The following is a 24,656-nucleotide window of genomic DNA, read 5'->3' on the forward strand; positions in this document are numbered from 1 at the left end:
CAATGAACTGTGCTGACCTCTCCTGCTTTACGTGGTTTTTTATAAGGAACCCCGGCGGATCATGTAAAACGGGTTGTTTACTTTAATGCGCTGCTGATCCAGCAGTAACGCGCCCGCCGTACGCCCCATTGTCTCAAAATCGGTGGTGATGACTGTAATGTTTAGCAACTCCTTCAACGTCGTTTCATTAAAAGAAATCACCCCAATCTCCCGGCCCAGCAGGAAGCTGGACTGGCGGACTTTCTTAATCAATTCGGCCAGATCGGTTTCTTCGACAACGACGTAGGCGGTACCGGCCTGGAGAACTTCATCGGCTGCGTTTTCCAGAACGGCATATTCTTTATGGAAATTAATGCAGTAGGACCGGAACCCACGGGCGATGTCTACGGGGTAGTGGCCGTCGCCTGGAAACAGCAGCACCAGGCGCTGGTAGTTACTCAGCAGGTCGTTGGCGGTTTCCAGCGCGTGAAAAATATCTTTGTTGAAGTTCTGGTGGATGCTCAGGTAGTCGCCCGGCAGTTCGGGCACGTCTTTGTCGAGCAGGACCAGTTCATCGGACGGAATGCGCTTGAGCGTTTCGAGGTAGTCGGCTTTGTTCATATCTTCCGTGAAATGGGGCATCACCACGTAATGGTTGTATTTGCCGAGGTTCTTCTCAACAATTTCCGTGAACTTCCGGGCGCTGTTGTGGTGAATCTGCAGATCGACGGTCGCGCGGTCGCCCAGCGTTTTTAGAAAGGCATAGTAAATCAGCTTTTTATAGGAGCTTAATTTATTGAAGATCAGCAGCACTTTCAGCTTCGGTGCTTCTTGTCCCAGCACATAATAGCCTTTGCCCTGCACGGAGGTAATGTAGCCCCGTTCGCGCAGTTCACGGTAGGCTTTCTCCACCGTGTCGCGGGCCAGGTAATACTCTACGCTCAGTTCGCTGATTGACGGCAACTGCTCATTCTTCTGCAGGACCCCCCGCTCAATATCGGTAATGACCGACTGAACAATCTGTTTGTATTTAGGCGTCTTGTCTTTGGGGTTGAACTGGAGCTTGTACAGGCCCCCCGGCTGTCCGCGGTGAATGTGCAGAAAGCCCTGGCTGCGCGGCTGGTTAATGGGTGCGGGAGTGGCTCTGGCTATCATAGGGTGTCGGTTGGCTTTGTTGTATTTTCTGCAGAGGTACTACGGCCTACGGGAGAGGTTTCCTCCTGAAAGGGTAGTATGAGTTTAGTCAGAAAACTGGACGGCGGAAAGAAAAACCGGCATTTTATTTACGCAATCGATACCGGGAACGTTGCCATAGCGTCAATTGAGGCTCAGACGCTACAATTATTTTGCTATACTTTATCTGGAAATTGGCCTATGCTTGCTGCTGGTTGCTGTGAACAGTTAATCGATAAATTGTATTTTGTGCATAATTGGTGAAGGCCCTCCCGAACGTTCGGGAGGGCCTTCACCAGTATAGACCAGGTTGTGGTTACCGGACAAACGCCATGGCAACACCACCGTCGACGTTCAGCACGTTACCCGTTGATTTTGACAGGCTACCGTCTACGAATACACGTACGGCTTTGGCGATGTCCTCGGCCAGAATCTCTTCGTTGAGCAGCGTCCGCTTGGCGTAGTGCGCTGGTAGCTCTTCAACGGAGATACCGTAGGCTTTGGCCCGGCCGGCGGCCCATTCGCCTTCCCAGATTTTGCTACCGCGCAGTACCGCGTCGGGGTTAACGGTGTTAACCCGGACTTTTTCGGGACCCAGTTCGGCGGCCAGCAGGCGGCTCATGTGCAACTGCGCGGCTTTGGCCGTACCGTACGCTACGTTGTTCGGGCCGGCTACCAGACCATTCTTGCTGGCGATGTTCACGATATCACCACCCAGTGCCTGCTTCCGCAGAATAACCATCGCTTCCTGACTCACCAGGAACTGACCTTTCACCAGCACATCCTGCAGAATATCCCAGTCCTGCTGCGTTGTTTCGGCCAGCGGCTTGGAGATGGACAGACCCGCGCAGTTCACAATGATGTCGACACCCCCAAACTGCAGGGTGGCCTGCCGGAGCGATTCGGCAATGGTTGCTACATCGGTCACGTCGATGGCAGCCGATAGCGCGTTGTCTTTACCGTACCGTTTACGCAGGTCGGTCTGGGTTTCTTCCAGCAGGTTGCGGTCAACGGCCACAATGCAGGCACCTTCCTGCAGCAGGGCTTCGCAGATCGCCTTACCGATACCGCCGGTACCACCCGTGACGTAGGCGACCTTGCCGGAGAGCGACTTCGGCTTCGGCATCCGCTGCAGCTTGGCTTCTTCCAGCAGCCAGTATTCAATATCAAAGGCTTCCTGCTCGGGCAGCCCAACGTACTCCGATACGGCTTCGGCACCTTTCATCACGTTGATGGCGTTGGTGTAAAACTCGGCGGCTACCCGGGCTGTCTGCTTGTCTTTGGCGAAGGTAAACATACCCACCGTCGGCCACAGGATCACCACCGGATTCGGGTCGCGCATGGCCGGGCTGTTGGCGTGCTTGCAGCGTTCGTAATAGGCGGCATAGTCGGCGCGGTAAGCTTCAAATTTCTGCGTCAGGTATTCCTTCAGTTCATCACTGCTTTTCTGCGCCAGCGTTTCGGGTTCGTCCAGTACCAGCGGGCGGATTTTCGTACGCAGAAAGTGGTCGGGGCAACTGGTCCCTTTCGGCGCCAGCCGGTCGAGATCGTTGGAATTAACGAACTCCAGCACGCGCGCATCGTCGGTATAGTGGCCGATCATCCGGCGGTAGCTGGAGGCCAGTCCGCGCAGCACCGGCATCAGGTTGGCCGCCCGGTCTTTGCGGGTTTTCTCGTCGGTGTTCTGCAGCCGGCTTCCGCCGAATACCGCACGCTTTTTGCCGTAATTCTGCTCCAGGTATTCGGAGGCCTGTTCGATTACCTCCAGCGTATTGATGTACGATTCGTAAGAGGTTTCGCCCCAGGTAAACAGACCGTGACCGCCGAGGATGATACCGCGCAGGTTCGGGTTTTCGCGAACCGGCTGCTCCAGTTGCAGCCCCAGGTCGAAGCCCGGCCGCTGCCAGGGTACCCAGGCCATCTGGTCACCCCAGATCTCTTTCATGATGGCTTCGCCGTCTTTGCTGGCGGCAATGGCGATCAGGGCATCCGGGTGCAGGTGGTCAATATGCTTATACGGTAGCAAACCGTGCAGGGGTGTGTCAATGGAAGGCGTCGCGCATTTGGGATCGAAAAGGCAGTGGTTGAACAGCTCGACCATTTCATCCTCAAATTCCAGGCCCCGGTAGCGGTTTTTCAGCGCGTGCAGCCGCTCAACGTACAGATTGGCGCAACCGGCTTTGGTGAGCGTACCGATGTCTCCGCCGGAACCTTTTACCCACATAACGGGCACGGGCTGGCCGGTCAGCGGATCGGTCTCCATAATTTTAACGGAGGTGTTACCGCCAGCGTAGTTGGTGAGCCGCAGATCGGCACCTAACAGGTTGGACCGGTAGATGAACAGGTCGACTTCATTGCCGGCTAATTCCAGGGCTTTGGCTTCGTCCCATAAATAACTGACGTGGCGGAATGTGAGCGTTTTTGACATATTGCTTTTGACTGTGGTTCGTTTCGGGAGCGTCTTTTTGCAGGAAGACAATACGAAATAAGCAGGATAGTTACCGGTAAATATCATGTACTCTCCTGCTTCCCCCAAATTTTTCAAGAAACTTTATAATCTGGTAATATGCGTATCAGATACCGCCCGGTTCAGGAGAGAACAGGAAAGTTGCCCCCGTATTTTTCGGCAGTTTTGAGGTAGAAAGAAATTCAATCCATAAATCTGTACGTTCAATGGCCGTATTCCTAGGCGTTCTGTTTCACGCTATCGGGGGCTTTGCTTCCGGAAGTTTTTATCTGCCGTACAAGAAAGTGAAGGGGTGGGCCTGGGAGAGTTACTGGCTCGCCGGTGGTATTTTCTCCTGGCTGATTGCTCCGCTGCTGCTGGGTGTCCTCACAATTCCAAATCTGTTTGGAGTGCTGGCGCAGTCGAACACCGAAACGCTCTGGTGGACGTATTTCTGGGGGGTGCTGTGGGGTTTTGGCGGCCTGACCTTCGGGCTGGCGATGCGCTACCTGGGTTTATCGCTGGGCATGGCTGTGGCGCTGGGGCTCTGCGCGGTTTTTGGTACCCTGGTGCCGCCAATCTGGGAGGGCCGTTTCGGGGCCCTGCTCAGCACCCTGTCCGGTCAGGTAATCGTGCTGGGGTTAGCCGTTTGTGTGTTGGGTATCGTGATCTGCGGCATCGCCGGTATGATGAAGGAGAAGAACCTGACAACAGAGGCCAAGCAAGAAGCCATTGCCGAATTTGACATGAAGAAAGGTATTCTGGTGGCTGTATTTTCCGGTATCATGAGCGCTTGTTTTTCCTTCGGGCTGACGGCCGGGCAACCTATTGCCGAACTGGCCGTTCAAAACGGAGCCGACTCGCTGTACATGAACAATGCCCCGCTGGTCATTATTCTGCTGGGTGGCCTGACCACCAACGCGATCTGGAGCATTTACCTGAACATCCGCAACCGCACCTATACCGACTACGCCGATTTGTCGGCACCCCGGCTTTGGAACATTCTATTCTGTGCCATGGCCGGGTTTACCTGGTACTTTCAGTTTTTCTTCTACGGCATGGGCGACAGCAAAATGGGCGAGTACCGCTTCTCCGGCTGGACCCTGCACATGGCCTTCATCATCGCGTTCAGCAGCTTCTGGGGCCTCTACCTGCACGAATGGAAAGGGGCCAACCGGCCTACCATGCGCACCATTACGCTCGGTATCCTGACGGTGGTGCTGTCTACGGTCGTTGTGGGCATTGGTAACTATCTGGCGGAATAGATACTTGGTTGACTGGTTCATCCGTTGATTGATATTGGCAGCTAATCAACCAATGAACCAGTCAACCAAGTAACCAGCAACAAAGACCGGTTACCGTTGGCTCAATCGGTATAGCAAAGGGTTGACATTGGCGGGAGGAATCAGGAAATTCAGGTAAACCAATCGGGAATCTTTCCTTACCGCTATGAAAAAGGGCATCCTCTTTTTGCTATTGGCAGGCCTGCTTCCTTTGTCTGGCCTGCGTCTGGTTGGGGCACCGGATATCACCGGTTCCTGGCGAATGTCGTCTCATCGGGTTGACCCGGCTCGAAACGCAATAGCGGATATTTACGAACATTTCAAGAGTACGTACGGTGGCTGCCGCGAAGATATGGGAATGACCTTCAACGCCGATGGCAGCGTGAAAGTCATTCCGATCAAAGGCTGTCAGAATCCCCTGGGCGCGTTGATGATGAAAGCCGTAATGGGTTCGGCGGCCGCTACCACCTGGCAGGCCACTGACCAGAAGATCACCCTGAAAGACCGGAAAGGCAACCAGCAGGAATATGATCTGCAGGTAAACGGCAGCACCATGACGTGGGGTTTCGACACTAAAGACAAAGAGGGCGTTGTCCGCCACACAGTCGAGTTCCGGAAAGAATAACCAACTGAACCAATTAACCGATTAACCGATCAGCCAGTTTACCAATTACTCATACGCCAGCGCTTCCCGGGTGGTAATCTTATTGGCCCGGCGGGCGGGAAATACCGTGGCCAGATACGTACCAATCCCAATAATACCGATCCAGACACCCATAGCCAGTGGTGAAACCGTAAGCCCCAGCGGTGTGCGGAACGACATATTGCCGATAAAACGGCCCAGCCACACCGATAGGGCCAGCGAAAAAACCACGGCGAGTGCGATGCTCAGGGCCCCGATGACCAGCCCTTCCCACACAATCAGGTTGCGGATGGTGGTTGGTGTGGCACCGATGGCCCGCATCACGCCGATTTCGCGGGTCCGTTCCAAAATGCTCATGCTCATGGTGGATAGTAGTCCAAGCGTACCCACCAGCGCCATCAGTATGGCCATGGCCAGCAGGGAGTTGATCAGGATGCCCATGTGACCGGCAATGGCATTGCGCAGGAGCCAGACGGGTACACTCGCCCGCACCGAGATGCTTTGCTGCTCCAGGATCGTTTCTACCTCGCGGGTTTTGCCGGCAACATACGTTCGTGAGCGGTCGGTGAAGCCAATGCGCAGCAGATTAGCCTGTCCGGCTGATCCCACATACCGGGCGTACGCTTCTGCGGAAACATAAGCAGTGGCGGGTGAGCCCACATCTTCCGTAAAGCCGACGATGGTCCAGGCTGTTGCTTTTCCGTCTACCGAAAGGGTAATCGTATCCCCAAGCTCGAGATCTTTACTGCGGGCTAATTGGTTTAATACCACCTCTGCTGCTTCCGGCTTACTGAGCCAGCGTCCTTCGGTCAGATTAGCCTTCAACAGTTTGGTGTCAATGGATAGTGCCTGCATGGTAAAGCTGCCGTGCCCTTTATCGGGGTAGGTGTGGGTAATGTCGTAAGGACCGGCTTTCCGGACTGAAGCCGAAGCTGAGTTGCCGGATTCCACAACGTTTATCCCGGCGATTATTTTTAGTTTTGGTATAAGGACGTTTGGCTGAATAGGCTCGTTTAGCCGAATCTCCAGATCATACAACCGCTGGGTGTAGATCCGGCGCAGGTTGTTGTTCCAGGCTTCCGATACATTCAGGGCGGTCATAAACAGGGCACCGCCGGCTGCCAGCAAGCCGAGCGTCAGCGTTAGGCGGGCGGGCTGGCGAAAGACATTACGGAGCGACAGCCTGACCGTATCGCCCAGCCACTGACCCCGGCTTAGGGAGACAAGCCAGGCCGAACGGATGGGTTTGGTTTGCGATACGCCGTAATTATCCAGCGCCTGCCGCACCGACCGGCGACTCCCCCGGATGACCGGAACCGACACCGCCAGCAGGGGAACGAGAATACCGGCTCCGGCCTGCACCAGCATTACCCAGAACGGAATGGCGCTATCCGTCAGTTCGAGGTTGAGCATCACTGCAATGCGGTTATAAAGCACCGAGGCCGCCAGCCGACTGAGCGGAATGCCGATGACCAGCGCCGTTACACACAGCAGGAGCAGCATAAACAGGTACAGTCTGGCAATCTGCCGGGAGTTGGCCCCGATAGCTTTCATCACCCCAATCTGGCGGACCTGCTTCACCATCAACGTGGCCATCGATGTAGCCACTAGCAGCGAACCCAGAAGCAGAATCAGGAAGCTGAAGACAATGAAAATTGACATCACGGCGTTCATCTGCCCCTGGTGCGGGTGCTTGTTTGGCGGTGGCACCTGGATCTCATGAATGGTATACCCCCGCTTTTCCAGCCAGGCCGACACCATACCGGCCTGCCGGGTTATGTGCGGAGCGGAATTTGAGTTGGTACTTACCTGCATTTTGAGTTGATCGAAGCCCTGGGTTTCGCCCAGCCAGCGGAGGGTTTCCAGAGTAATGTACCCATAGCCGGCCTGTTCCTGCCAGGCGGGTGCCAGCCCAGGATCGTGGACGATACCGCTAATGCGCATTGTCCTGGGCGCACCATGCCGCGTTTTAACAGTAATGTTGGCACCTTCGGCGGCCTCCATCATGTCCAGCGCCGTGCGTTCAACCAGTATGGTTCCTGCAGGCGGTTCCGTAGCGCCGGACACCCAGTGGAATGTACTGATGCGGAGGTTGCTGAAATCATCCATCACAAACAGCAACAGCGGGTACCACTTATCGCCGACCTTCATGCGGGCTACCAGCGTAGCGCGTCGGGCAGCTTCCCGGATGCCGGGCATCGTTTTTACACGATCGACTAACTCCTGCGAAATAGCCTGTTCCAGTTCAATGGTGGCCGAAGCCGGCCGGGTACCCAGGTAATTCGTAGTCATCTCCCGTTTGACAACGGCGTAACCACCTAAGATGCAGCCGATGCCGAACACACCGATGGCAATCGCCAGCACCAGCATAAAATTCATGGTATAGTCGGACGTAACGTCCCGCAAAACTTTAAGGTATCTGATCTTCATGGCATTGTCTGGTTCAGGCAGTTACGGCCGGTGCGTTGACAATTTCTCCGTCGGCCAGGGCAATGGTATGCTCAAACCAGGCAGAGAACTCTTTCTCGTGGGTGACCACAATGACCGTTTTACCGGCCTGCGCCAGCGACGCAAACAGCTGGAAAATAGACGAGGCCGTTTGTGAATCCAGGTTGCCGGTGGGTTCGTCGGCCACGATGACCGGTGGGTCGTTGGCCAGAGCGCGGGCGATGGCGGCCCGCTGCTGCTGACCACCCGACAGCGCCGACGGAAACTTATCGGCCTGGTCGCCGATGCCCACCTGATGCAGCAGCTGGAGCGCCCGCTCGTTGCGTTCTTTTTTCGGGTAGGTGTCGCAGAAATCCATTGGCAGCATCACGTTCTCCAGAATGGTCAGCGTGGGCAGCAACTGAAAGAATTGGAACACCACGCCGATGTTGCGGCCGCGCCAGGAGGCCAGCGCACTTTCCGGTAGTTTGTCGATGCGTATACCGTTGATCGTGATACTTCCTTCGGAGGGTTTGTCGATGCCGGTAATCAGGTTAAGCAGGGTTGATTTGCCGCTGCCCGATTTGCCGGTTACGGCCACTAATTGCCCGGCCTCAATGCGGAGGTTCACTTGTTTCAGTGCCTGAAAGGCACCAGCGGCTAACGTAAACGATTTGCTGACGTTGACCAGTTCGATGACATGTTTGGGTTGCACCTTGTTCGTTGTTTTTGAGGCAATATTGGCGAACAAAGGCCGGTGAGTCGTCTGGCGGAATCCACCTGGACGTCTTATATGCCGTTGGGCGTGTTACTTCGACAGGGTTTGCAGGTATTCGCTTGGCGTGAGGCCGGTAAAGCGTTTGAAGATGAGGTTGAAGGTGGATTTGGATTTGAAGCCGGCTTCCAGCGCCAGTCCCAGCAGATTGTAGTGTTTCATGGCCGGGTTGTTCATGAACGCCTTCACCTGCTCGACTCGGTACTTGTTGACAAAATTGTAGAAGTTATTGCCCACACCTTCGTTGATGAGCTGCGACAACTCACTCCGGCTGAGGTTAAGCCGCTTGGCCAGGCTGCTGAGCGTCAGTTCGGGATCGAGGTAGGGCTTTTCGTCGGCCATAAACCGGAGCAGGCGGTCGATCAGTTGCTGATCCGGCTTTCGGATTTCCGGCTCCGGGGTAGGAACGGATACGGATGGAGGTACTACATCGGTCTGGGTTTGGTCAAGATGGAAAATTTCTTTCTGCAGGATGCCCTTGTAGCCGAGCGCAAAGACCGATAGCGAGAAAACCACCGCAATTGTGCGACCGACCCACACCGAGTTGCCATGGTGAATCAGATTAAGCAGCACGAGCAGGAAAAAGAGCAGGATACCCAGGAACACCCCCATGAAAAACTGCACCCAGGCCAGGCTTACGTTTTCTGTATTGGAGACCTCCTGCTCCACCAACTGCCGGTACGCCTGCCACCGCTTGTTGATAAGGTACAAATACCCCGAAAACTGGATGACCATGAATACCCAGAACGAAATGGCCAACCAGCCGCGATGCCCGTTCAGAAAGGCCACAGCCGTGCTGTCGGAGAAATATCGGTTCAGCGTCGTCGACAGAAGAATAACCGTCAGGAACGGAATGAAATGCAGCATCAGGCGAAATGACCAACGGGTACGGTGGCCAGTCAGTTCCTGCATGTACAGCCATAGCAGTGGCCCAATCAGCAGAAACGTAGGGTCGCCCAGCGAAAACACGTTGGCCGAGAAATGATTGATAACCCGGCCGGCATACTGGATGTGCAGGATGCTGAACGACATCGCTAGCAGCAGAATAGACAGAAACAGGTTGGCCCGGCTCTCCCGCACCGACTTGCTGGTAAGCAGTAAGGTCACAAACACGCCGAGGACAACACCCGCGTTGGTGATAATGAGTGAAAGCTGTTCGAAAAATGCCGCCAAAGGAATCTGGGTACGCAGAGTGAAACACGAATTATCCCTGTAAAAATAGGCATTGTGGCTATAACTCGCGTCCAACGGGATGCTGGTGGACTAGTTGAGTAGCTACCATCTAGCTAATCAACCCAAGCAACGCGTCCTTCCGGCTGAGGGACACGTTAACCGACGAGTTGTCACTCATGATGAGGTAGCCTCCTTCGCCCCGGACATAGCGCTCAATCTCGTTCAGGTTGACCAGGTAGGAGTGGTGAACCCGCATGAAGGAGTGGCCTTCCAGCAGTTCCTCTACATCTTTAGATTACGGGAGACCAGGATTTTCCGGCCGTTCTTCAGGAAGAAATACGTGTAATTACCGTCCGACTCGCAGCGGATAATAGCCTCTAGCGGTACCATCTCGAAACCCTAAAAGCACTATCCAACTTAAAGCTATCGCTGCCGGGATGCTATTCAGATTGTGTACCTGCACGGGAAGGTCGTATAACTGACGAAATACCTGTATACTGTACAAAGCTGATGTATCAATCTATTGTGTAAATAAGGCGTTGTCCGGCATACGAATGCGTTCCGACGTGAATGACAAACGGGTTGTTCCAGTTACCTGCTCAGTACTGGGACAACCCGTTTGCTGGTTATTAGCCTTTATTTGGTCCTTTTGATGCGGAAAAATCCTTCAATTCGGACTGTGCTCTCTGACATTTCTTTGCCGGGGTACAGAACGCCGGCCTTCTCCAGTTCAAACTTACCAATCACATAATCCCCAACCGGGCCGAAGCGGTAGAAGGATAGGGCACCGGGACTGGCGTAGAGAACCCGGCCTACCCGGTATTGGTGCAGGTACATCAACTCGCCGGCCTTATCGGACAGGTTAAAGGAGGGAAAGCCTTCTAACCGCCAGGGTTGTACGAATGTCTTATAGGTGAGCAGGTTGTCTGTCCCCACTTCAGATTCCACTAGTGGTGGGTATGCCTGAATATTAACCCCCGATAGATTACCGCTGTCGGTTCCGCCTGTGTTGATCGACACAAAGGCTCCGCCGGCGGTTGACAGCAGTTGCGCACCGGCTCCGGACAGGGTGTGTACCCATTTGCCGCCGTTGATCCGGTAGGTCAGCCCTTCGGCTCCGATGTATACATTCGACACCAGCCACAGCTCTTTGTAGGGTTTGCCGTCAATGACCGTGGGGCCATTCAGTTTAATGCTGATGGCTACCGGGTTGCGGGCCGGTGGAACGGAAGGCGCCGTGTACGAAGCCTTAAAGGCGGCCGGAACCAGTTTGCCTTCACCCGCCAGTTTCCAGGTGCTGTAATCAACTACCGTACTGGGCGATTCAAACGGCTCCGGCACGTCGGTATCCTGAACAATAGGCACCAGTAAATCCTCCGTCAGCAGATTCACTGACAATACCAGGTTACCTCCTGGTTTTACAAACCCTACCTCCGGCATCAGCACAGCCCGTTGCAGGACACTCCAGTCGCTGAAATGGGTCGTTTCGACGCTGAGGGTGTGGGCGTCTGTATTGACCTTGCTGGTGGCGGCCAGTACCCACACGCCCTTGCTGTTCTGGTACGCCAGACTAAGCGCTTCGGCTACGGTGCCCAGCAGCAACGCCGGATCGTAGCGAACGGTGATGGTAACCGGTTTTTTGAAGGTTGTGCCGTGGGGAGCCAGCCGGAAGCCCGCTCCCAGCGACTGCGGACCCGTGCTGCTGATCGGCTGAATACTGAACGTCTGGGCCGTTTCAACCGCTCCGGCCGGTACGGTAATGGTCAGCCGCTCGTCGGCCGAAGTTAGTTTGCCGCCTTGCGGACCAATGGTGGTTGTAGTAGCGTTGCCCAGGGGTTTACCTACGGTATATACTTTACCCGGTCGGGCGGTAGGCTTGTCGGTGGATGGCTTGCCTGATCCGCCGGGGTTAACCACCTCAGTGGGCTCTTTGCAGGATAGCGTCACGAGGGTGAGCGTTACGCCCAGCAGTAAGGAGAATAGCTTGTTCATTGGTGTGGTTGTTTACTTTATGCCCCAAAGTTGCCACCCTAACCCAGCCTGACCAGTGGACAAATTGCCGAAACGGAAAAAGCCGCTCATGAAGCGACTTTTCGGTGAGGTAATAAGCCCCGGTTCCATCGGGCGGGGCATTGATTTTCAAGGATTAATAAGGATATGGTTTGATCTGCCCCCGGCCGGCTGCCAGCTGCAATACCTGCGTAACACAACGGGGAATATCATCGGCGTAGTGGGAGACGTAAAGCAAGGTCCGGTCGGATGTCTGGCAAAGCTCATCGACCAGATCTCGGAACTGGAGGGTGTGCTCCGGGTCAAGGCCCTGGCAGGGTTCGTCCAGGATCAGCAGGGGCGGGTTCTTGACCAGCGCTCTTGCCAGCAGGACCCACCGCTGCTGACCGGTCGACAACTGGGCAAAGCGTTTGTCGCGCAGGTCTTCTATATTCAGGAGGTTCAGCACAAAGCTGACATGTTCGGTCTGCGCATCGGTCAGCTTCCGGAACAACCCCGCCGTGTCGAACAGGCCAGACGCCACAGCTTTCCAGACGGTGAGGTCACGGGGGAAGTAAAGGTGGACCTCCGGTGAGACGAAGCCGATTTTCTGTTTAATATCCCAGATGCTTTCGCCGGTGCCGCGCCGGCGGTCGAATAGGCTAAAGGAATTGCGGTAGCCCTGCGGGTTATCGGCGGTAATCAGGCTCAGCAAAGTAGACTTGCCGGAGCCGTTTGGGCCCAGCACCGCCCATTTCTCTCCTCGCCGAACCGTCCAGTCGATGTTGTCCAGTACTTTCTGTCCGTTATACTGCACCGATACGCCCTGCATCTTCACGGCATTTATGAAGGTGGCCTTATTGGCCGTATGCCACTGCCTTAGCCGGTCGGCATTGGTGAGCGCGTGAACGGGTGCCTGCGGTTGTTGCAGCGCCTGAGCGGTTCTGGGACCGGATTCGATGATGGCACCCTCTGCCAGTGAGAGAATATGCGTCATACACGCTGGGATTTCCTGTAACGATGTCGCCAATACCAGTGAGATCCCTTCGGCCGCAACGGTATTGAGTACCTGGTGCAGCCGCTGGCGGCTCTCTGCATCCAAGCCGGCAAACGGATTGTCGAGGAGTAAGATACGCGGGCGACGCAGCAGCGACCGGGCCAGCAGCGTCCGCCGGGTTTCGCCGTTCGATAAGGAGGTCAGTTTCCGCTGCAATAAATGGGCAATGTTGACCTGATTCGCTACTTCGCTCAGCCAGTCTTCCGGATAAGCCGGCGGGGGCAGCGGCACCGATTTAGGGTCATGCGTACCCACGGGCCACACCTGGTTCTGGAGCACTTCCCAAACGGTGGGCGATTCCTCAGAAGTATCAGCGTTAAAGCGCTGCTGGTAAAACTGAGCCGCCGACGCCACCCGCCGGTCGAACCGGTAGTCGTTGGCTACCCGCTCAACGGTATCGCGCAGCGGACCTACAGGGTGATGAAAGTGACCGGATAGTACGGGTAACTGGCCAGCCACGGTATCCAGCAGCGACGATTTGCCGGAGCCAGTAGGACCCACAATGGCCCATTGTTCGCCTACGTTCAGCGTCCAGTGGATGTTTTTGAGTACAATCCCTTCCGGTCGCCGTACGGTGGCGTTGTCAAGGTGAAGGAGTAGTTCAGATGGCATTACGAAATAATTGTGGCCCCATGCTTTAAAGGATGCTGAAGCAGTTGGTTTACTTGCTGCATCAACGGTTGCAGGTACTGATGCTGGTTCTTTGGGGCTATCAGCACAAAAACGATAATTGGGTACTTTTCAAAATTTTGTTGATGCTGAAGGTTTTTGTCAAATGTTAGCAAAACATCAAAGCCATCCGCCAGCATAGCCTGTAACAATTCCCCATTCTTCTTGCTGTTCCAATGCTTATCGCTGACGTGGTACACTTCGTGATTAGGCAAATCGTTTTTTAGCTGCTTCGGCAGGTTCTCATCAAGCAGCAGTTTCATTCAGCAAATGCAGCAATGTTGGGGATGATACGGCTTTTTGGGCTAATTCTAGCAAAGCAACCGCCTGTTCACGCTGTACAGACGGGAAATCATTCAGGAAGTCATCCAACGACACACCTTCTTCCAGGTGCCAGAAAAGGCTCTCAATAGGTACTCTGGTTCCGGTAAAGACCGGAGTACCAAATTGAATATCAGGATCAATGGTGATGATATTGTTAATATCCATCAGGTTCAAATTGGTTTACTGACAAAGAAACTAAAAAAGCTGCTAACTGTCTGTTAAAACGCGTACTCCACTACAATTAACATAAATAGCCACCGAAGCTTGGCAATAAAAAACCGTCCCGATTGCAATCGGGACGGCAGGAAGTGGAGTAGACAGAAGGCGGAAAGTTTAGAAAATGCGTTGGGTAAATTCTTTATCGGCTTTCGACCAGCCTTTTATGGCCAGTTCGCGTTGCTGACTGGCGGTTTTCTGGTCACCGTTGAGCTTAGCCAGTTTCGCCTGCAGGTAATGCGTACCCGGATACGCGGGATCATGTTCCGCCAGCACCCCTACGGCTTCTTTGGCAAAATTGGTATCTGGTCCTTTTAACGCTGCGTCGGCAATCATTTCCAGTTGGTAGAGGGCTTCAACCCAGCCGTCGGGTCCGAACTGGCCACGCGCCATCTTCTGAAATTCGCGGATTTCTTGTAAACCGGCTTCGTTCGTGGACTTATCCTGTAGGCGAATCAGGACTGCCAGGAATTTAGGGTAATGTTTTACAAAACCATGTAAACGGGTAGTGGGGTAGGCCGGCCGGATCATGGCCAGTTGCGCTTCAGCTGCTTTCAGACTTTTGCGGGTACCTGCCAGATTTCCCTCGTGCAACTGAAGAAGCCCCAGAAAGTAGTGGCCCAACAGTCGTTCGGCGGGGGTGCTGGCTTTTACCAAACTCTGGGCAATGGGTAAAACCTCCGGATAGCGTTCTTGGTCAAACAGCAGTTCGGGCAGACTTTTTTTGCGGTAGTAACGGAAGTTAGTATCCGTTGGGAAACCCATGGCGTAACTCTCTCTGGAAAGCTCTTCGGCTTCTTTCATCCGGCCCTGGTATTGGTAGCATAGCGCAAGCAAGGCGATATTATGCCCGTGGTGCCAATCGTATTCGGCTTTATACTGGTCGGCAGCATACAGGTCCCGCTCAATGGCATCGGCTTCTTTCATCTGCGCAATGGCTTCATCTACGTTGCCGGTTTTCATCAGGTCGTGGGCGTACATATGCAGCGCATGAGGCAAACGGGGAGAGAGCCGGGCGTATGCCGCACCATGGTAAATGGCTTTCTCGTAGTCAGTCATTCCCTCATAGGCGTGAATCAGGTAATGATGAGCCGCCGGGTGATTGGGTGCGAGCTGAAGTACTTTTTCGTAAATGGCAATACTGGCCGGCGAACTGCCCTGACCCCGGCCGAGCGCTGACTCTTCGTAAGAATTACCGGATAGCAGCCACAGTTCGGCATCATTGGGAAAGCGCTTGATGGCTGTTTTCAGGCGCAGGCGGTACTCGTCCAGGGCTTTTAGGTCGCTGACAGACACCAGGGCTTTTAGCTGGGCAAAGCGCAGCTCAATGTGTTCCCTCTCCCGGTCAGAAACCCGGTTAGCAAGGGCTTTAGCCTGTTCGGCAGCTTTGCGGGCGGCTGCGTACGGCTGAAATTCCATCTGCACATACGCCCGGCTTATCCCTGCATAAGCCATAGCCATGGTGGAATCATGCCGGAGGGCTTCTACCAACTGGTAGCCGTGCAGGTGGACCATGCCCTGCTCGAAAAACGCCTGCGCCTTTGGTGATTTGGTTGAGGTTGGAAAGGGGAAAGTGCCTATTTTGGCGCGAAGCGTTACTGGCTGGTTCAGCAGGTTTTGGGGGATACCACCGGTTTGGGTAGAACCACAAATGGGTATGGTGGAGGCAATGGAGAACGTTGCCTTGGCGGATACGACCGGCTCAACGGGACGAATACCGAATTTGAACAGAAATGCCGTCAGCAGGGGCAGCAGCATCGTGTAAAAATAGAGCCGTATCATAGCAAGGCCTTTTGATTATCAGTTAAATTACGGCTTACGCAGGTTACTTCCAAGAAGTTTATTCAGCACTGGGTGTTCGGTAAAACGAAAAAGCCGGATACATGACCCGGCTTTTTCAAAATTTGTTAAGCTAGCAAATCCCGTCCCTTTGCCAGCGCCCGGTCCAGGCCGCTCGCGTCGGAGCCACCGGCAGTGGCGAAAAATGGCTGACCACCGCCACCACCCCGGATTTCTTTGGCCAGTTCTTTGACCATATTCCCGGCGTGAAGGTTCTTTTCCTTGATAATCTCGTCGGCCAGCATCACCGCCAGCTGGGGTTTGCCATTGATGTCGGCCCCTAGCACCAGGGCCAGGTTATTCACTTTTGCTTTCAGGTCGTAGGCGAGTTGTTTCAAAGCATCGGCGGAGGGGACGTCGACCCGCTGAATCAGAACGGTGTAGCCGTTGACCGCTTCAGCTTTCTGGAGTAGTTGCTCTTTTACCTGCTGCAGTTTCTCGTTCTCCAGCGCTTCAATTTTCTTCTGCAGCTGGTTTCGCTCTTCCATCAGGCTTTGCACCGCTTTAACGATGTCCTTCGGCGCTTTCAGCAGTTCTTTTAATTCGTCGAGCGTAGCCTGCTGTTCGCGCATCAGAGCCAGCGCTTTGTCGGCTGTGATGGCTTCAACCCGGCGAACACCAGTAGAAACGGAGCCTTCCGACAAGAATTTGAACAGGCCGATCTGGCCGGTAGCCGATACGTGCGTACCTCCGCATAATTCTACGGAGTAGCCGGGATCAAAGGTAATTACCCGCACAAAATCGCCGTACTTCTCGCCGAACAGAGCCGTGGCACCCATCTGTTTCGCCTGATCGATGGGGACGTTGCGCTTCTCATCCAGCGGAATATTCTCGCGGATTTTCTGATTCACGATATGCTCTACCTGCTCCAGTTCTTCGTCGGTCACTTTGGCGAAGTGCGAGAAGTCGAAACGAAGGGTATCCGGACCTACGTACGAACCTTTCTGGGCTACGTGCGGCCCCAGCACCTCCCGCAGGGCGGCATGGAGCAGGTGGGTAGCCGTGTGGTTGTTCATGATCAGATCCCGCCGGTCGGAGCTGACCACCGCCTTTACGGCAATGGCCGCGTTCAGGGCTTCGTCAACATCTTTATCGTCAGAGACATGGATGATCAAATCATTTTCTTTCCGGGTGTCAATGATTTTGACCAGTACCGAATCCGCTCTGTCCATGTCCAGAATCAGGTGGCCGGTATCGCCGATCTGTCCGCCCGATTCGGCGTAGAACGGTGTGCGGTCCAGCACAATATGGTACTGCGTGCCCTGTTTGTTCTGTACTTTGCGGTATTTCACCAGGTGGGAATCGGCTTCGACAAAATCATAACCGACAAACTCGACCCGGTCAGCGTCCATCAGGTCAACCCAATCACTGGCCGAAGAGGCTGCATCTTTGCGGGAGCGCGTTTTCTGCTGCGCTAGCGCGTTCTGAAAGCCTTCTTCGTCAATTTTGAGTCGCTGTTCGCGGGCGATGAGAGCCGTCAGATCGGCGGGGAAACCGAACGTATCGTTAAGTTCAAAAACGGTTTCTCCGTCAATGGTGTCTTTGCCGGTATCCGTTAGCTGACCAATAATCTGGTCGAGACGGCGCAGCCCCTGGCCGAGGGTACGCAGGAACGAGATCTCTTCTTCCCGAATCACGGTTGCCACAAAATCGCGCTGGGCGTTAAGTTCGGGGAAAACAGCCGCAAACTGGAGGGCCAGCGTGGGCACCAGTTTGGTCATAAACGGCTCGGTAAAGCCCAAATACGAATAACCGTAGCGAATGGCCCGGCGCAGAATCCGGCGGATCACGTAACCGGCCCGGACATTGGACGGCACCAGCCCATCGGCAATGGCGAAGGATACCGCCCGGATGTGGTCGGCAATCACGCGCATGGCCACGTCTGACTTTTCCATGGTGCCCTGATAGGTCTGCCCCGATAGCTCTTCGATAACCCGGATGGTACCAGTGAACACGTCGGTATCATAATTTGATTTCTTACCCTGAATGGCCATGCACAACCGCTCAAACCCCATACCAGTGTCCACATGGCGGGCGGGCAGCGGCTCCAGCGAACTATCGGCTTTCCGGTTGAATTGCATGAATACTAGATTCCAGATCTCCACGACCTGCGGGTGATCGGCGTTGACCAGTTCCTTGCCGGGCTTCTGGTCTACCTCTTCCTGCGGGCGCAGGTCGACGTGAATCTCTGAACAAGGACCACATGGACCCGTATCGCCCATCTCCCAGAAGTTGTCTTTCTTGTTGCCGAGAATGATCCGGTCTTCGCCGACGATCGGTTTCCAGAGATCCCAGGCCTCCTGATCGAAGGGTACATTATCTTTTTCGTCGCCCTGAAATACCGACACATACAGCCGGTCTTTCGGCAGCTTATAAACTCCGGTCAGCAACTCCCACGCCCACTCGATGGCTTCTTTCTTGAAATAATCACCAAACGACCAGTTGCCCAGCATCTCGAACATGGTATGGTGGTAGGTGTCGAAGCCGACATCTTCGAGGTCGTTGTGCTTCCCCGACACCCGCAGGCATTTCTGCGTATCGGCGACGCGTTTGGCCGGTGGTGTTCCGTTGCCCAGGAAGAAGTCCTTGAACTGTGCCATGCCCGAGTTGTTGAACATCAGCGTCGGGTCATTTTTAGCCACCAGCGGGGCCGAAGACACAATCAGGTGCTGCTTGCTCCGGAAAAAGTCTAAGTAATGTTGTCGGATCTCAGAAGAAGTCATCATCGTAGTCAATAGTCGGGAAACGACTTTCCCGCAAATTTACGCCAAATCTTGTGTTTTACCGTGACAGAACGGAAGTTTGTCGTATGGAGGAGTTGAACAAGCGATACTACGGCATCCGGGAGGTGGCCGATCTGTTTGGCGTTAATATTTCGCGGCTGCGGTTCTACGAAAAGGAGTTTCCGTCGCTGAAACCGCGCAAAAACCGTGCGGGTGATCGGATCTATACGAAAGAGGACATCGAGCACCTGAAAGAAATCTTGAGTTTGGTTGAGGAGAAAGGATATACCCTGCAGGGTGCACGCGAGTACCTCAAAAATCGATCGGCCACACAGAGCGAAAATGCCAAAATGATTGCCAAATTGCAGGAAATAAAAGGGTTTCTGGAGAACCTGCGGGACGGTATTGGTGCCAGTCAGGATTAAATTGCTTACGGTTAGTGGGAGAGACAGCGATGCCGACAGTTCCTTCATTTATAACGTATCTGTACCTGGCCGGAGCCGTTCAAGGCTTTTTTCTGGCTTTACTGATTGGCTTGAAGAAGAGCGAAAATCAGTTGGCTAACCGACTGCTGGCTATACTGGTATTTGTCTTCAGCTACAACACCCTGTATTATTACCTGACCTATAACCACCTGCTGGATCAGTTTCCGCACCTGCTAAAAACCTCCAGCGGAGCATTTCTCCTGTTCGGGCCGCTCATCTACCTGTACGTCTATTACTTCTCCAATCCCCAGCCGGCATTCCAGCGCCGGCATCTCGTGCATTTCATTCCCTGGGCGCTGCTGATCCTTTACGCGCTGCCGGTGCTGTTGCGCTCAGCCGAAGGCAAGCGGGTATTTATTCGCCACGAAGAACAGATAAACGGTGTGTATCCGTTCGATCCGGTTATGTTGGGAACGGATGTGCTCATGACGGCGCTCCTGATCTATTACGGACTTGCTATTTACCGGTTGAGCCAGCAGGCTCCCTCAGAGGCTGCTGGTTATCTGCGCCGGATCTGGGTATTTTACCTGCTGTTTGCTATCGGAGCCTGGGTATACCGGGTAGGGGTTTCGCTGGGGTTAGGGTATTTTACGCTGGCCGGTCATGGCGTTCGCCTGTTTATTGCGGTGGCTATCTATGCACTGGCCTATACGGCCTTCAATCATCCGGATACCCTTTACCGCAAGTCCCGAAAACCCAAGTACCAGAAATCGCCCCTGACGTCCAATGACCTCGACCTGTTGGTGAATCGCCTGACCGGCTATATTCAGCAGGAAAAACCATACCTGTCTCCCGAGTTTAATCTCGATCAACTCGCTTCGGCTTTGAACGTGCCCCCACAATATGCTTCGCAGGTAATCAACAACCGTATGGGACAGACGTTTTCGGACTACGTGAACGGCCTCCGGGTGGAAGAAGCAAAGCGGCTGCTGGCCGGTGATGATAAAGTGCTGGCTGTGGCGTTCGATTCAGGTTTCAATAATAAAGTGTCTTTCAACAATGCGTTTAAGAAAGCAACCGGCCTGACGCCCTCCGAATATCGCCAGCAACTTAAAAAAATGTCGGAAAAAGAGGTAAAACCTGACCAGAATTGACGATTTACGTTTTTACAGGTGCTTGATTTGGGGCAGTATTTACCTTTTAACTATCTGCACCATGACCTGTTTATTCAGAATCACATTGCCCAGCCTGTTGATGGCCCTGCTCTTTTTCGCCCCTTTTCACCTGCACGCCCAGCCGCTGCCGGGCATTCCGCTGACGGTAACCAACAGCGGTCACCTGGAAATTGAAGCCACCGTTGGGGGCGTAAAAGGAAAATTCCTGCTCGATACCGGAGCGGGCATGCACGTCTTCTCTAAATCGTTCTTCGATAAAATTGCGTCTGGTACCTCGTTCGCCGGCCGCTACACAGGCTTCCGGGCGTCGGGTGAGCCGCTCTGGGGGCAACACTACCATATTCCGGAAGTGGTAATCGGGCCCGTAAAAGAAACTGGAGCCGTGGGCGGATACACTACCGCATTGGACGGTATGGGAATCGACGGTATCATTTCGCTGACGGCTTTTCGCAACCAGCCGTTTACCCTGGATTATGCCAGCAAACAAGTGGTGTTTGAAACGGCTGCATCACTTTCCCAGCGGGCCAAAACCGGTAAAACCTGGCCCGTTACCATCCGCAGCGACCGGGACAAGATCCTCGAGATATTTGCCAACGTGCAGGTGAACGACACAACTGTCCTGGAGACACTGCTGGATACCGGGGGTGGTCATTACGTCCGCGTCGACGCTCGTCTGATGCCGAACCTGGGGGTGAGCAAAAGCGACGAAACGGTGCGGAAGAATCAGCGGGAAAGTCCGTTCACCAAAGGCTTTACCGAAACGGCTTACATCACTCCGGTTAATGTGTCCTTTAGGCCAGCGGGTATAACCGATGTGGCGTTAGTTAGTCCAAGGGTCATCTTCGGTGAGCCTCTGATTTACGATGCCGTCATGGGCCTAAACTGGCTGGGTAAGCAGGTAACCATTGATGTGCCCGGAAAGCGGATAGTCATTCAACGATGAGGTATTTATAGGCTCACCTATCTATACGTGTGCCCTGGTCAGGTAGCTTTAACCTGCCAGGGCACTACCTCATAACTTGCTTTTATTGCGGCTAACCAGAAAATTTAAGTAAAATTTAACGGCTTCATATGACGAATTCTGGGGAATTTAGCCGCTGTGAACAATTCCATCGAAACTCTCCATCAAATTGCGCTGACGCTGGTGCCGGGCGTGGGCGACATTCTGATCCGGCAGCTGGTTAGTTATTGCGGCTCGGCTACCGGTGTTTTTCAGGCGTCGTTACCTGCCTTGCGGAAGGTACCAGGTATCGGCGAGGTTACCGCCCGTGCCATTCGTCACCCCGATGTGCTGAACGAAGCCGGCAAGGTGCTGGACCGGCTGGAGAAGCTCGGGGCCAGCGCACTGTTTTATACCAGCAAGGAGTATCCAGTCCGGCTGAAAGGGCTGTATGATGCGCCGGCCCTACTGTATGTAAAAGGTACTATCGACCTCAATGTGGCCCGCACCGTCGGGCTGGTAGGAACACGGCAGGCAACCGAGTACGGTCGCCGGATCACGGAGGAACTGGTTCAGGCGTTGCAGCCCTACGGAGCCATCGTCATCAGCGGACTGGCCTACGGCATCGATATTGCCGCACACCGGGCTAGTCTGGCGCACCAACTGCCAACCATTGGCGTAATGGCCAGCGGACTGGACATCATTTACCCGACTGTGCACCAGAAAACTGCTCACGAAATGCTTGCCAACGGCGGGCTGGTGACTGAAAACCGGCCGGGCGTAAAGCCGGATGCCCACCTGTTTCCGGCCCGTAACCGGATTATTGCCGGGCTGAGCGATGCGGTGGTAGTGGTCGAAGCGGCTGCCAAAGGCGGAGCCATCATCACGGCGACCTACGCCAATAATTACCACCGGGAAGTATTTGCCGTGCCCGGCCACCTGAACCAGACCTTTTCGCAGGGCTGCAACAAACTGATCCGGGAGAATCGGGCGCAGATCTATACCCGGCCCGCTGACATTATTGAAGCCCTGAACTGGGATCAATCCCAGACAGCCAGGACACCAGCAACAGAAGCAATGGTCCTGCCGGTTGACTTTACCGAAGAAGAAAGCCAGGTAATAGCCTTGCTGCGACAGCAGACGGATATGCACATCGACGACCTGAGCTGGCGTACCCAGATTCCCATGGGACGACTGGCCTCCCTCTTACTGAACCTCGAATTCCGCAACTTCATCCGCACCCTCCCCGGTAAAAAATACCAGGTGGTGTACGTATGAGGAGTTTGCTGACGGTCCTGTTAACCCTTAATTCCCTGCCATTCCGCTGGGTTTTGCCGCCAGGCCGCCAGGGAGGCCAGACTGTTGGGGGCGATGTAGTTAAGCTGTTGCGCTTCCTGAAGCAGTGCTTCGTAATCGCTCAGGCAGAGGAGGGGTACACCGGCCTTCTGGAAGTTTTCGGCGGCAACGGAAAAGCCATAAGTGAAAATAGCCGCCATACCGATTACCTCAGCGCCTGCCTGCCGGAGCACGTCGACCACCTTTAGCGAACTGCCGCCGGTCGAGATCAGGTCTTCAACGACAACAACGTTCCGGCCGGCTTCAAGGCGACCTTCAATCTGGTTACCCATGCCATGCTTTTTGGGCTCCGGGCGCACGTAACAGTAAGGAAGGTTCAGCACCTCGGCGACCAGGGCTCCCTGGGCAATGCCTGCCGTAGCCACACCGGCGATTACCTCGGCAGAGGCATAGTGCTCCCGAATGGTGTCGGCGAGTGCATTTTTAATAAAAGTGCGCACCTCCGGGTAGGAGAGTGTAACCCGATTATCACAATAAATCGGCGATTTCCACCCTGAACTCCAGGTGAACGGCTCATCCGGCCGCAACTGTACCGCTTTGACATCGAGTAACCGACGGGCAATTTCTTGTTTCATTGTTTCAGTGTTTCAACCGGGCGACCGGTGCCATTTCAGGTTTTACGCTTCCTCGAACCCTTCTGGAACATGAAACGTGAAACCTTAAACAAATTTCTACTCTTCTATCACCTTCCTTACCAGAATTTTGTCGATTCTGCTTTTATCCATATCGATAATCTCGAACTGGTAGGACTGCCACATAAAGGTTTCGCCAGCCTTAGGAATATCTTTCAGGATATGCAAAGCGAAGCCGCCAAGGGTGTCAAATCCGGTCAGGTCGCGTCGGTTCTGGGCGGAAATGGTGATATCAAAGTAGTTTATGAACTCATCGAAGGGCAACTGGGCGTCAATGAGGTAACTGCCGTCTTCCCGCTCCACGATCTCATAATCCGTGTCATCGTCTTCGGAGATATCGCCGACCAGCGCATCCACAATGTCATTCAGGGTAACCATGCCAAGTACCCCACCGTATTCATCCACGATTATTCCGACGTACTGCCGCCGTTCGCGGAAACGCTCCAGCACCTGATAGGCGCGGTTGTTTTCAGGAATGTAGAGTACATCGCGTTTAAAATCGTTTAGTTGATGCAATTCTTCATCGAGGTCTTTGCCCAGCAGGTCTTTGCTGTAGATCAGGCCAACGACCTCATCGACGCCATCGTTGCACAGCGGGTACACCGAGTGTTTGTACTCCAGAATCTTCTGTTTATTCTCGTCCGGGTCAGCGTCCAGGTCCAGGTAAATAATTTCCTGGCGGTTGGTCATCAGAGACGTAATTTTGCGGTCGCCGAGGTGAAAAACATTCTGGACAATCTCCTGTTCAATTTCCTCAATGACACCCCCGGTGGTGCCTTCCTGAATCAGGCTTTTGATTTCTTCTTCCGTAACCGCATTTTCGTTGGGCTTGATCCGCAGAATTTTGATCAGTAAATCGCTGGATGTGCCCAGCAGGCTGATAAACGGGGACGTGAGCCGCGATAGCAGATTCATCGGAGCCGCCATGGTTTTGGCAATGCCTTCCGGGTTCGATAGGCCTATACGTTTCGGCACCAGCTCGCCCAGCACAAGCGATGTATACGTCAGGATAATCAGGACCAGTACGACGGCAATAGACCTGGAGTATGGGGCCAGCGGCTCAATCTGGGCCACATACGCCTGCATATCGCTGGTAATTTTGTCACCGCTGAAAATACCCAGCAAAATACCGATCAGGGTAATGCCAATCTGAACCGTTGAGAGAAAGCGATTGGGCGCATTGGCCAGATCCAGCGCAGACTGGGCTTTTTTATCGCCATTTTTGGCTGCGGTTTCGAGTCGTGATTTGCGCGAGGAAACCAGCGCGATCTCCGACATTGAAAAAATTCCGTTTAATATGGTAAGCAGCAAAATTATGGCAATTTCCACAAAGGAGTAAGGTTGGCGTACCGCAAAAATATCAAAACTTTTATCGTGTCAAAAAATCCGGCTTTTGCTAATTTTGTTCCTCT

20 protein-coding genes are annotated in these 24,656 nt (G+C 54.1%); 6 read left to right on the top strand and 14 right to left on the bottom strand.

From position 1 onward, the window contains the following. Positions 1-39: 39 nt before the first annotated feature. Both ABD949_RS30440 and ABD949_RS30445 read right to left on the bottom strand, forming a co-directional pair. Positions 40-1,134 (bottom strand): GntR family transcriptional regulator, encoded by a 1,095-nt coding sequence (locus tag ABD949_RS30440; RefSeq protein ID WP_345250305.1) that lies wholly within the window; start codon positions 1,132-1,134, stop codon positions 40-42. Positions 1,135-1,468: 334 nt separating this feature from the next. Beyond that, on the bottom strand, positions 1,469-3,580 hold the full coding sequence (locus ABD949_RS30445) for a bifunctional aldolase/short-chain dehydrogenase (RefSeq protein WP_345250306.1): 2,112 nt from the start codon (positions 3,578-3,580) through the stop codon (positions 1,469-1,471). A gap of 245 nt (positions 3,581-3,825) precedes the next feature. On the opposite strand from ABD949_RS30445, the gene rhaT reads away from it, so the two are divergent. Beyond that, positions 3,826-4,863 carry an L-rhamnose/proton symporter RhaT gene (rhaT, locus tag ABD949_RS30450; RefSeq protein WP_345250308.1) on the top strand — a complete coding sequence of 346 codons (1,038 nt, stop codon included), beginning with the start codon at positions 3,826-3,828 and terminating at the stop codon, positions 4,861-4,863. Positions 4,864-5,047: 184 nt separating this feature from the next. Continuing rightward, positions 5,048-5,506, top strand: a complete 459-nt coding sequence (locus ABD949_RS30455) for a lipocalin-like domain-containing protein (RefSeq protein ID WP_345250310.1) — start codon at positions 5,048-5,050, stop codon at positions 5,504-5,506. A 45-nt stretch (positions 5,507-5,551) separates the two neighbouring features. On the opposite strand, the gene ABD949_RS30460 is transcribed toward ABD949_RS30455, so the two are convergent. The 10 genes from ABD949_RS30460 to alaS form a co-directional block, all read right to left on the bottom strand. Continuing rightward, entirely contained in the window at positions 5,552-7,954 is a 2,403-nt protein-coding gene (locus tag ABD949_RS30460; RefSeq protein WP_345250312.1) for an ABC transporter permease, read from the bottom strand. A gap of 13 nt (positions 7,955-7,967) precedes the next feature. Next, positions 7,968-8,666: an ABC transporter ATP-binding protein gene (locus ABD949_RS30465; protein ID WP_345250314.1), complete on the bottom strand. Its 699-nt coding sequence runs from the start codon at positions 8,664-8,666 to the stop codon at positions 7,968-7,970. 93 nt (positions 8,667-8,759) lie between these two features. Next, positions 8,760-9,899, bottom strand: a complete 1,140-nt coding sequence (locus ABD949_RS30470) for a helix-turn-helix domain-containing protein (protein WP_345250316.1) — start codon at positions 9,897-9,899, stop codon at positions 8,760-8,762. Positions 9,900-10,008: 109 nt separating this feature from the next. Next, the gene (locus tag ABD949_RS30475; RefSeq protein ID WP_345250318.1) at positions 10,009-10,155 is read right to left on the bottom strand and encodes a LytTR family transcriptional regulator DNA-binding domain-containing protein; all 147 of its coding nucleotides are present in this window, start codon (positions 10,153-10,155) and stop codon (positions 10,009-10,011) included. Positions 10,156-10,535: 380 nt separating this feature from the next. After that, entirely contained in the window at positions 10,536-11,891 is a 1,356-nt protein-coding gene (locus ABD949_RS30480; RefSeq protein ID WP_345250320.1) for a hypothetical protein, read from the bottom strand. A 154-nt stretch (positions 11,892-12,045) separates the two neighbouring features. Then, on the bottom strand, positions 12,046-13,557 hold the full coding sequence (locus ABD949_RS30485; protein WP_345250322.1) for an ATP-binding cassette domain-containing protein: 1,512 nt from the start codon (positions 13,555-13,557) through the stop codon (positions 12,046-12,048). Then, positions 13,557-13,877: a DUF5615 family PIN-like protein gene (locus tag ABD949_RS30490; protein ID WP_345250324.1), complete on the bottom strand. Its 321-nt coding sequence runs from the start codon at positions 13,875-13,877 to the stop codon at positions 13,557-13,559. The genes ABD949_RS30485 and ABD949_RS30490 overlap by 1 nt, the downstream gene beginning before the upstream one ends. Continuing rightward, complete coding sequence (locus tag ABD949_RS30495) at positions 13,861-14,103, bottom strand: DUF433 domain-containing protein (RefSeq protein ID WP_345250326.1); 243 nt, start codon at positions 14,101-14,103, stop codon at positions 13,861-13,863. Before ABD949_RS30495 ends, ABD949_RS30490 begins: the two co-directional genes overlap by 17 nt. 168 nt (positions 14,104-14,271) lie before the next feature. Then, a complete protein-coding gene (locus ABD949_RS30500; protein ID WP_345250328.1) occupies positions 14,272-15,936 on the bottom strand; it encodes a tetratricopeptide repeat protein in 1,665 nt (554 codons plus the stop codon). Between the two features lie 125 nt (positions 15,937-16,061). Next, positions 16,062-18,716 carry an alanine--tRNA ligase gene (gene alaS, locus ABD949_RS30505; protein WP_345250443.1) on the bottom strand — a complete coding sequence of 885 codons (2,655 nt, stop codon included), beginning with the start codon at positions 18,714-18,716 and terminating at the stop codon, positions 16,062-16,064. Between the two features lie 86 nt (positions 18,717-18,802). On the opposite strand from alaS, the gene ABD949_RS30510 reads away from it, so the two are divergent. The 4 genes from ABD949_RS30510 (at position 18,803) to dprA (ending at position 22,534) form a co-directional block, all read left to right on the top strand. Beyond that, positions 18,803-19,141: a MerR family transcriptional regulator gene (locus ABD949_RS30510; protein ID WP_345250330.1), complete on the top strand. Its 339-nt coding sequence runs from the start codon at positions 18,803-18,805 to the stop codon at positions 19,139-19,141. Between the two features lie 29 nt (positions 19,142-19,170). Then, positions 19,171-20,295, top strand: coding sequence for a helix-turn-helix domain-containing protein (locus ABD949_RS30515; RefSeq protein ID WP_345250332.1), 1,125 nt, complete (start codon positions 19,171-19,173; stop codon positions 20,293-20,295). Positions 20,296-20,356: 61 nt separating this feature from the next. Further along, positions 20,357-21,259, top strand: coding sequence for a pepsin/retropepsin-like aspartic protease family protein (locus ABD949_RS30520; protein ID WP_345250334.1), 903 nt, complete (start codon positions 20,357-20,359; stop codon positions 21,257-21,259). Positions 21,260-21,415: 156 nt separating this feature from the next. Then, positions 21,416-22,534: a DNA-processing protein DprA gene (gene dprA, locus ABD949_RS30525; RefSeq protein WP_345250336.1), complete on the top strand. Its 1,119-nt coding sequence runs from the start codon at positions 21,416-21,418 to the stop codon at positions 22,532-22,534. Positions 22,535-22,554: 20 nt separating this feature from the next. On the opposite strand, the gene pyrE is transcribed toward dprA, so the two are convergent. Both pyrE and ABD949_RS30535 read right to left on the bottom strand, forming a co-directional pair. Next, on the bottom strand, positions 22,555-23,187 hold the full coding sequence (pyrE, locus tag ABD949_RS30530) for an orotate phosphoribosyltransferase (RefSeq protein ID WP_345250338.1): 633 nt from the start codon (positions 23,185-23,187) through the stop codon (positions 22,555-22,557). Positions 23,188-23,283: 96 nt separating this feature from the next. Next, on the bottom strand, positions 23,284-24,573 hold the full coding sequence (locus tag ABD949_RS30535; RefSeq protein ID WP_345250339.1) for a hemolysin family protein: 1,290 nt from the start codon (positions 24,571-24,573) through the stop codon (positions 23,284-23,286). Positions 24,574-24,656: the final 83 nt, after the last annotated feature.

Origin of the sequence: Nibrella saemangeumensis, assembly GCF_039541915.1 — a bacterium.
GTDB classification, from domain to species: domain Bacteria; phylum Bacteroidota; class Bacteroidia; order Cytophagales; family Spirosomataceae; genus Nibrella; species Nibrella saemangeumensis.

Coding starts and splice junctions, on each gene's coding strand:
- ABD949_RS30440 (WP_345250305.1), bottom strand. CDS start 1,134: ATGATAGCCAGAGCCACTCCCGCACCCATTAACCAGCCGCGCAGCCAG.
- ABD949_RS30445 (WP_345250306.1), bottom strand. CDS start 3,580: ATGTCAAAAACGCTCACATTCCGCCACGTCAGTTATTTATGGGACGAA.
- rhaT (WP_345250308.1), top strand. CDS start 3,826: ATGGCCGTATTCCTAGGCGTTCTGTTTCACGCTATCGGGGGCTTTGCT.
- ABD949_RS30455 (WP_345250310.1), top strand. CDS start 5,048: ATGAAAAAGGGCATCCTCTTTTTGCTATTGGCAGGCCTGCTTCCTTTG.
- ABD949_RS30460 (WP_345250312.1), bottom strand. CDS start 7,954: ATGAAGATCAGATACCTTAAAGTTTTGCGGGACGTTACGTCCGACTAT.
- ABD949_RS30475 (WP_345250318.1), bottom strand. CDS start 10,155: ATGCGGGTTCACCACTCCTACCTGGTCAACCTGAACGAGATTGAGCGC.
- ABD949_RS30480 (WP_345250320.1), bottom strand. CDS start 11,891: ATGAACAAGCTATTCTCCTTACTGCTGGGCGTAACGCTCACCCTCGTG.
- ABD949_RS30485 (WP_345250322.1), bottom strand. CDS start 13,557: ATGCCATCTGAACTACTCCTTCACCTTGACAACGCCACCGTACGGCGA.
- ABD949_RS30490 (WP_345250324.1), bottom strand. CDS start 13,877: ATGAAACTGCTGCTTGATGAGAACCTGCCGAAGCAGCTAAAAAACGAT.
- ABD949_RS30495 (WP_345250326.1), bottom strand. CDS start 14,103: ATGGATATTAACAATATCATCACCATTGATCCTGATATTCAATTTGGT.
- ABD949_RS30500 (WP_345250328.1), bottom strand. CDS start 15,936: ATGATACGGCTCTATTTTTACACGATGCTGCTGCCCCTGCTGACGGCA.
- alaS (WP_345250443.1), bottom strand. CDS start 18,716: ATGACTTCTTCTGAGATCCGACAACATTACTTAGACTTTTTCCGGAGC.
- ABD949_RS30510 (WP_345250330.1), top strand. CDS start 18,803: ATGGAGGAGTTGAACAAGCGATACTACGGCATCCGGGAGGTGGCCGAT.
- ABD949_RS30515 (WP_345250332.1), top strand. CDS start 19,171: ATGCCGACAGTTCCTTCATTTATAACGTATCTGTACCTGGCCGGAGCC.
- ABD949_RS30520 (WP_345250334.1), top strand. CDS start 20,357: ATGACCTGTTTATTCAGAATCACATTGCCCAGCCTGTTGATGGCCCTG.
- pyrE (WP_345250338.1), bottom strand. CDS start 23,187: ATGAAACAAGAAATTGCCCGTCGGTTACTCGATGTCAAAGCGGTACAG.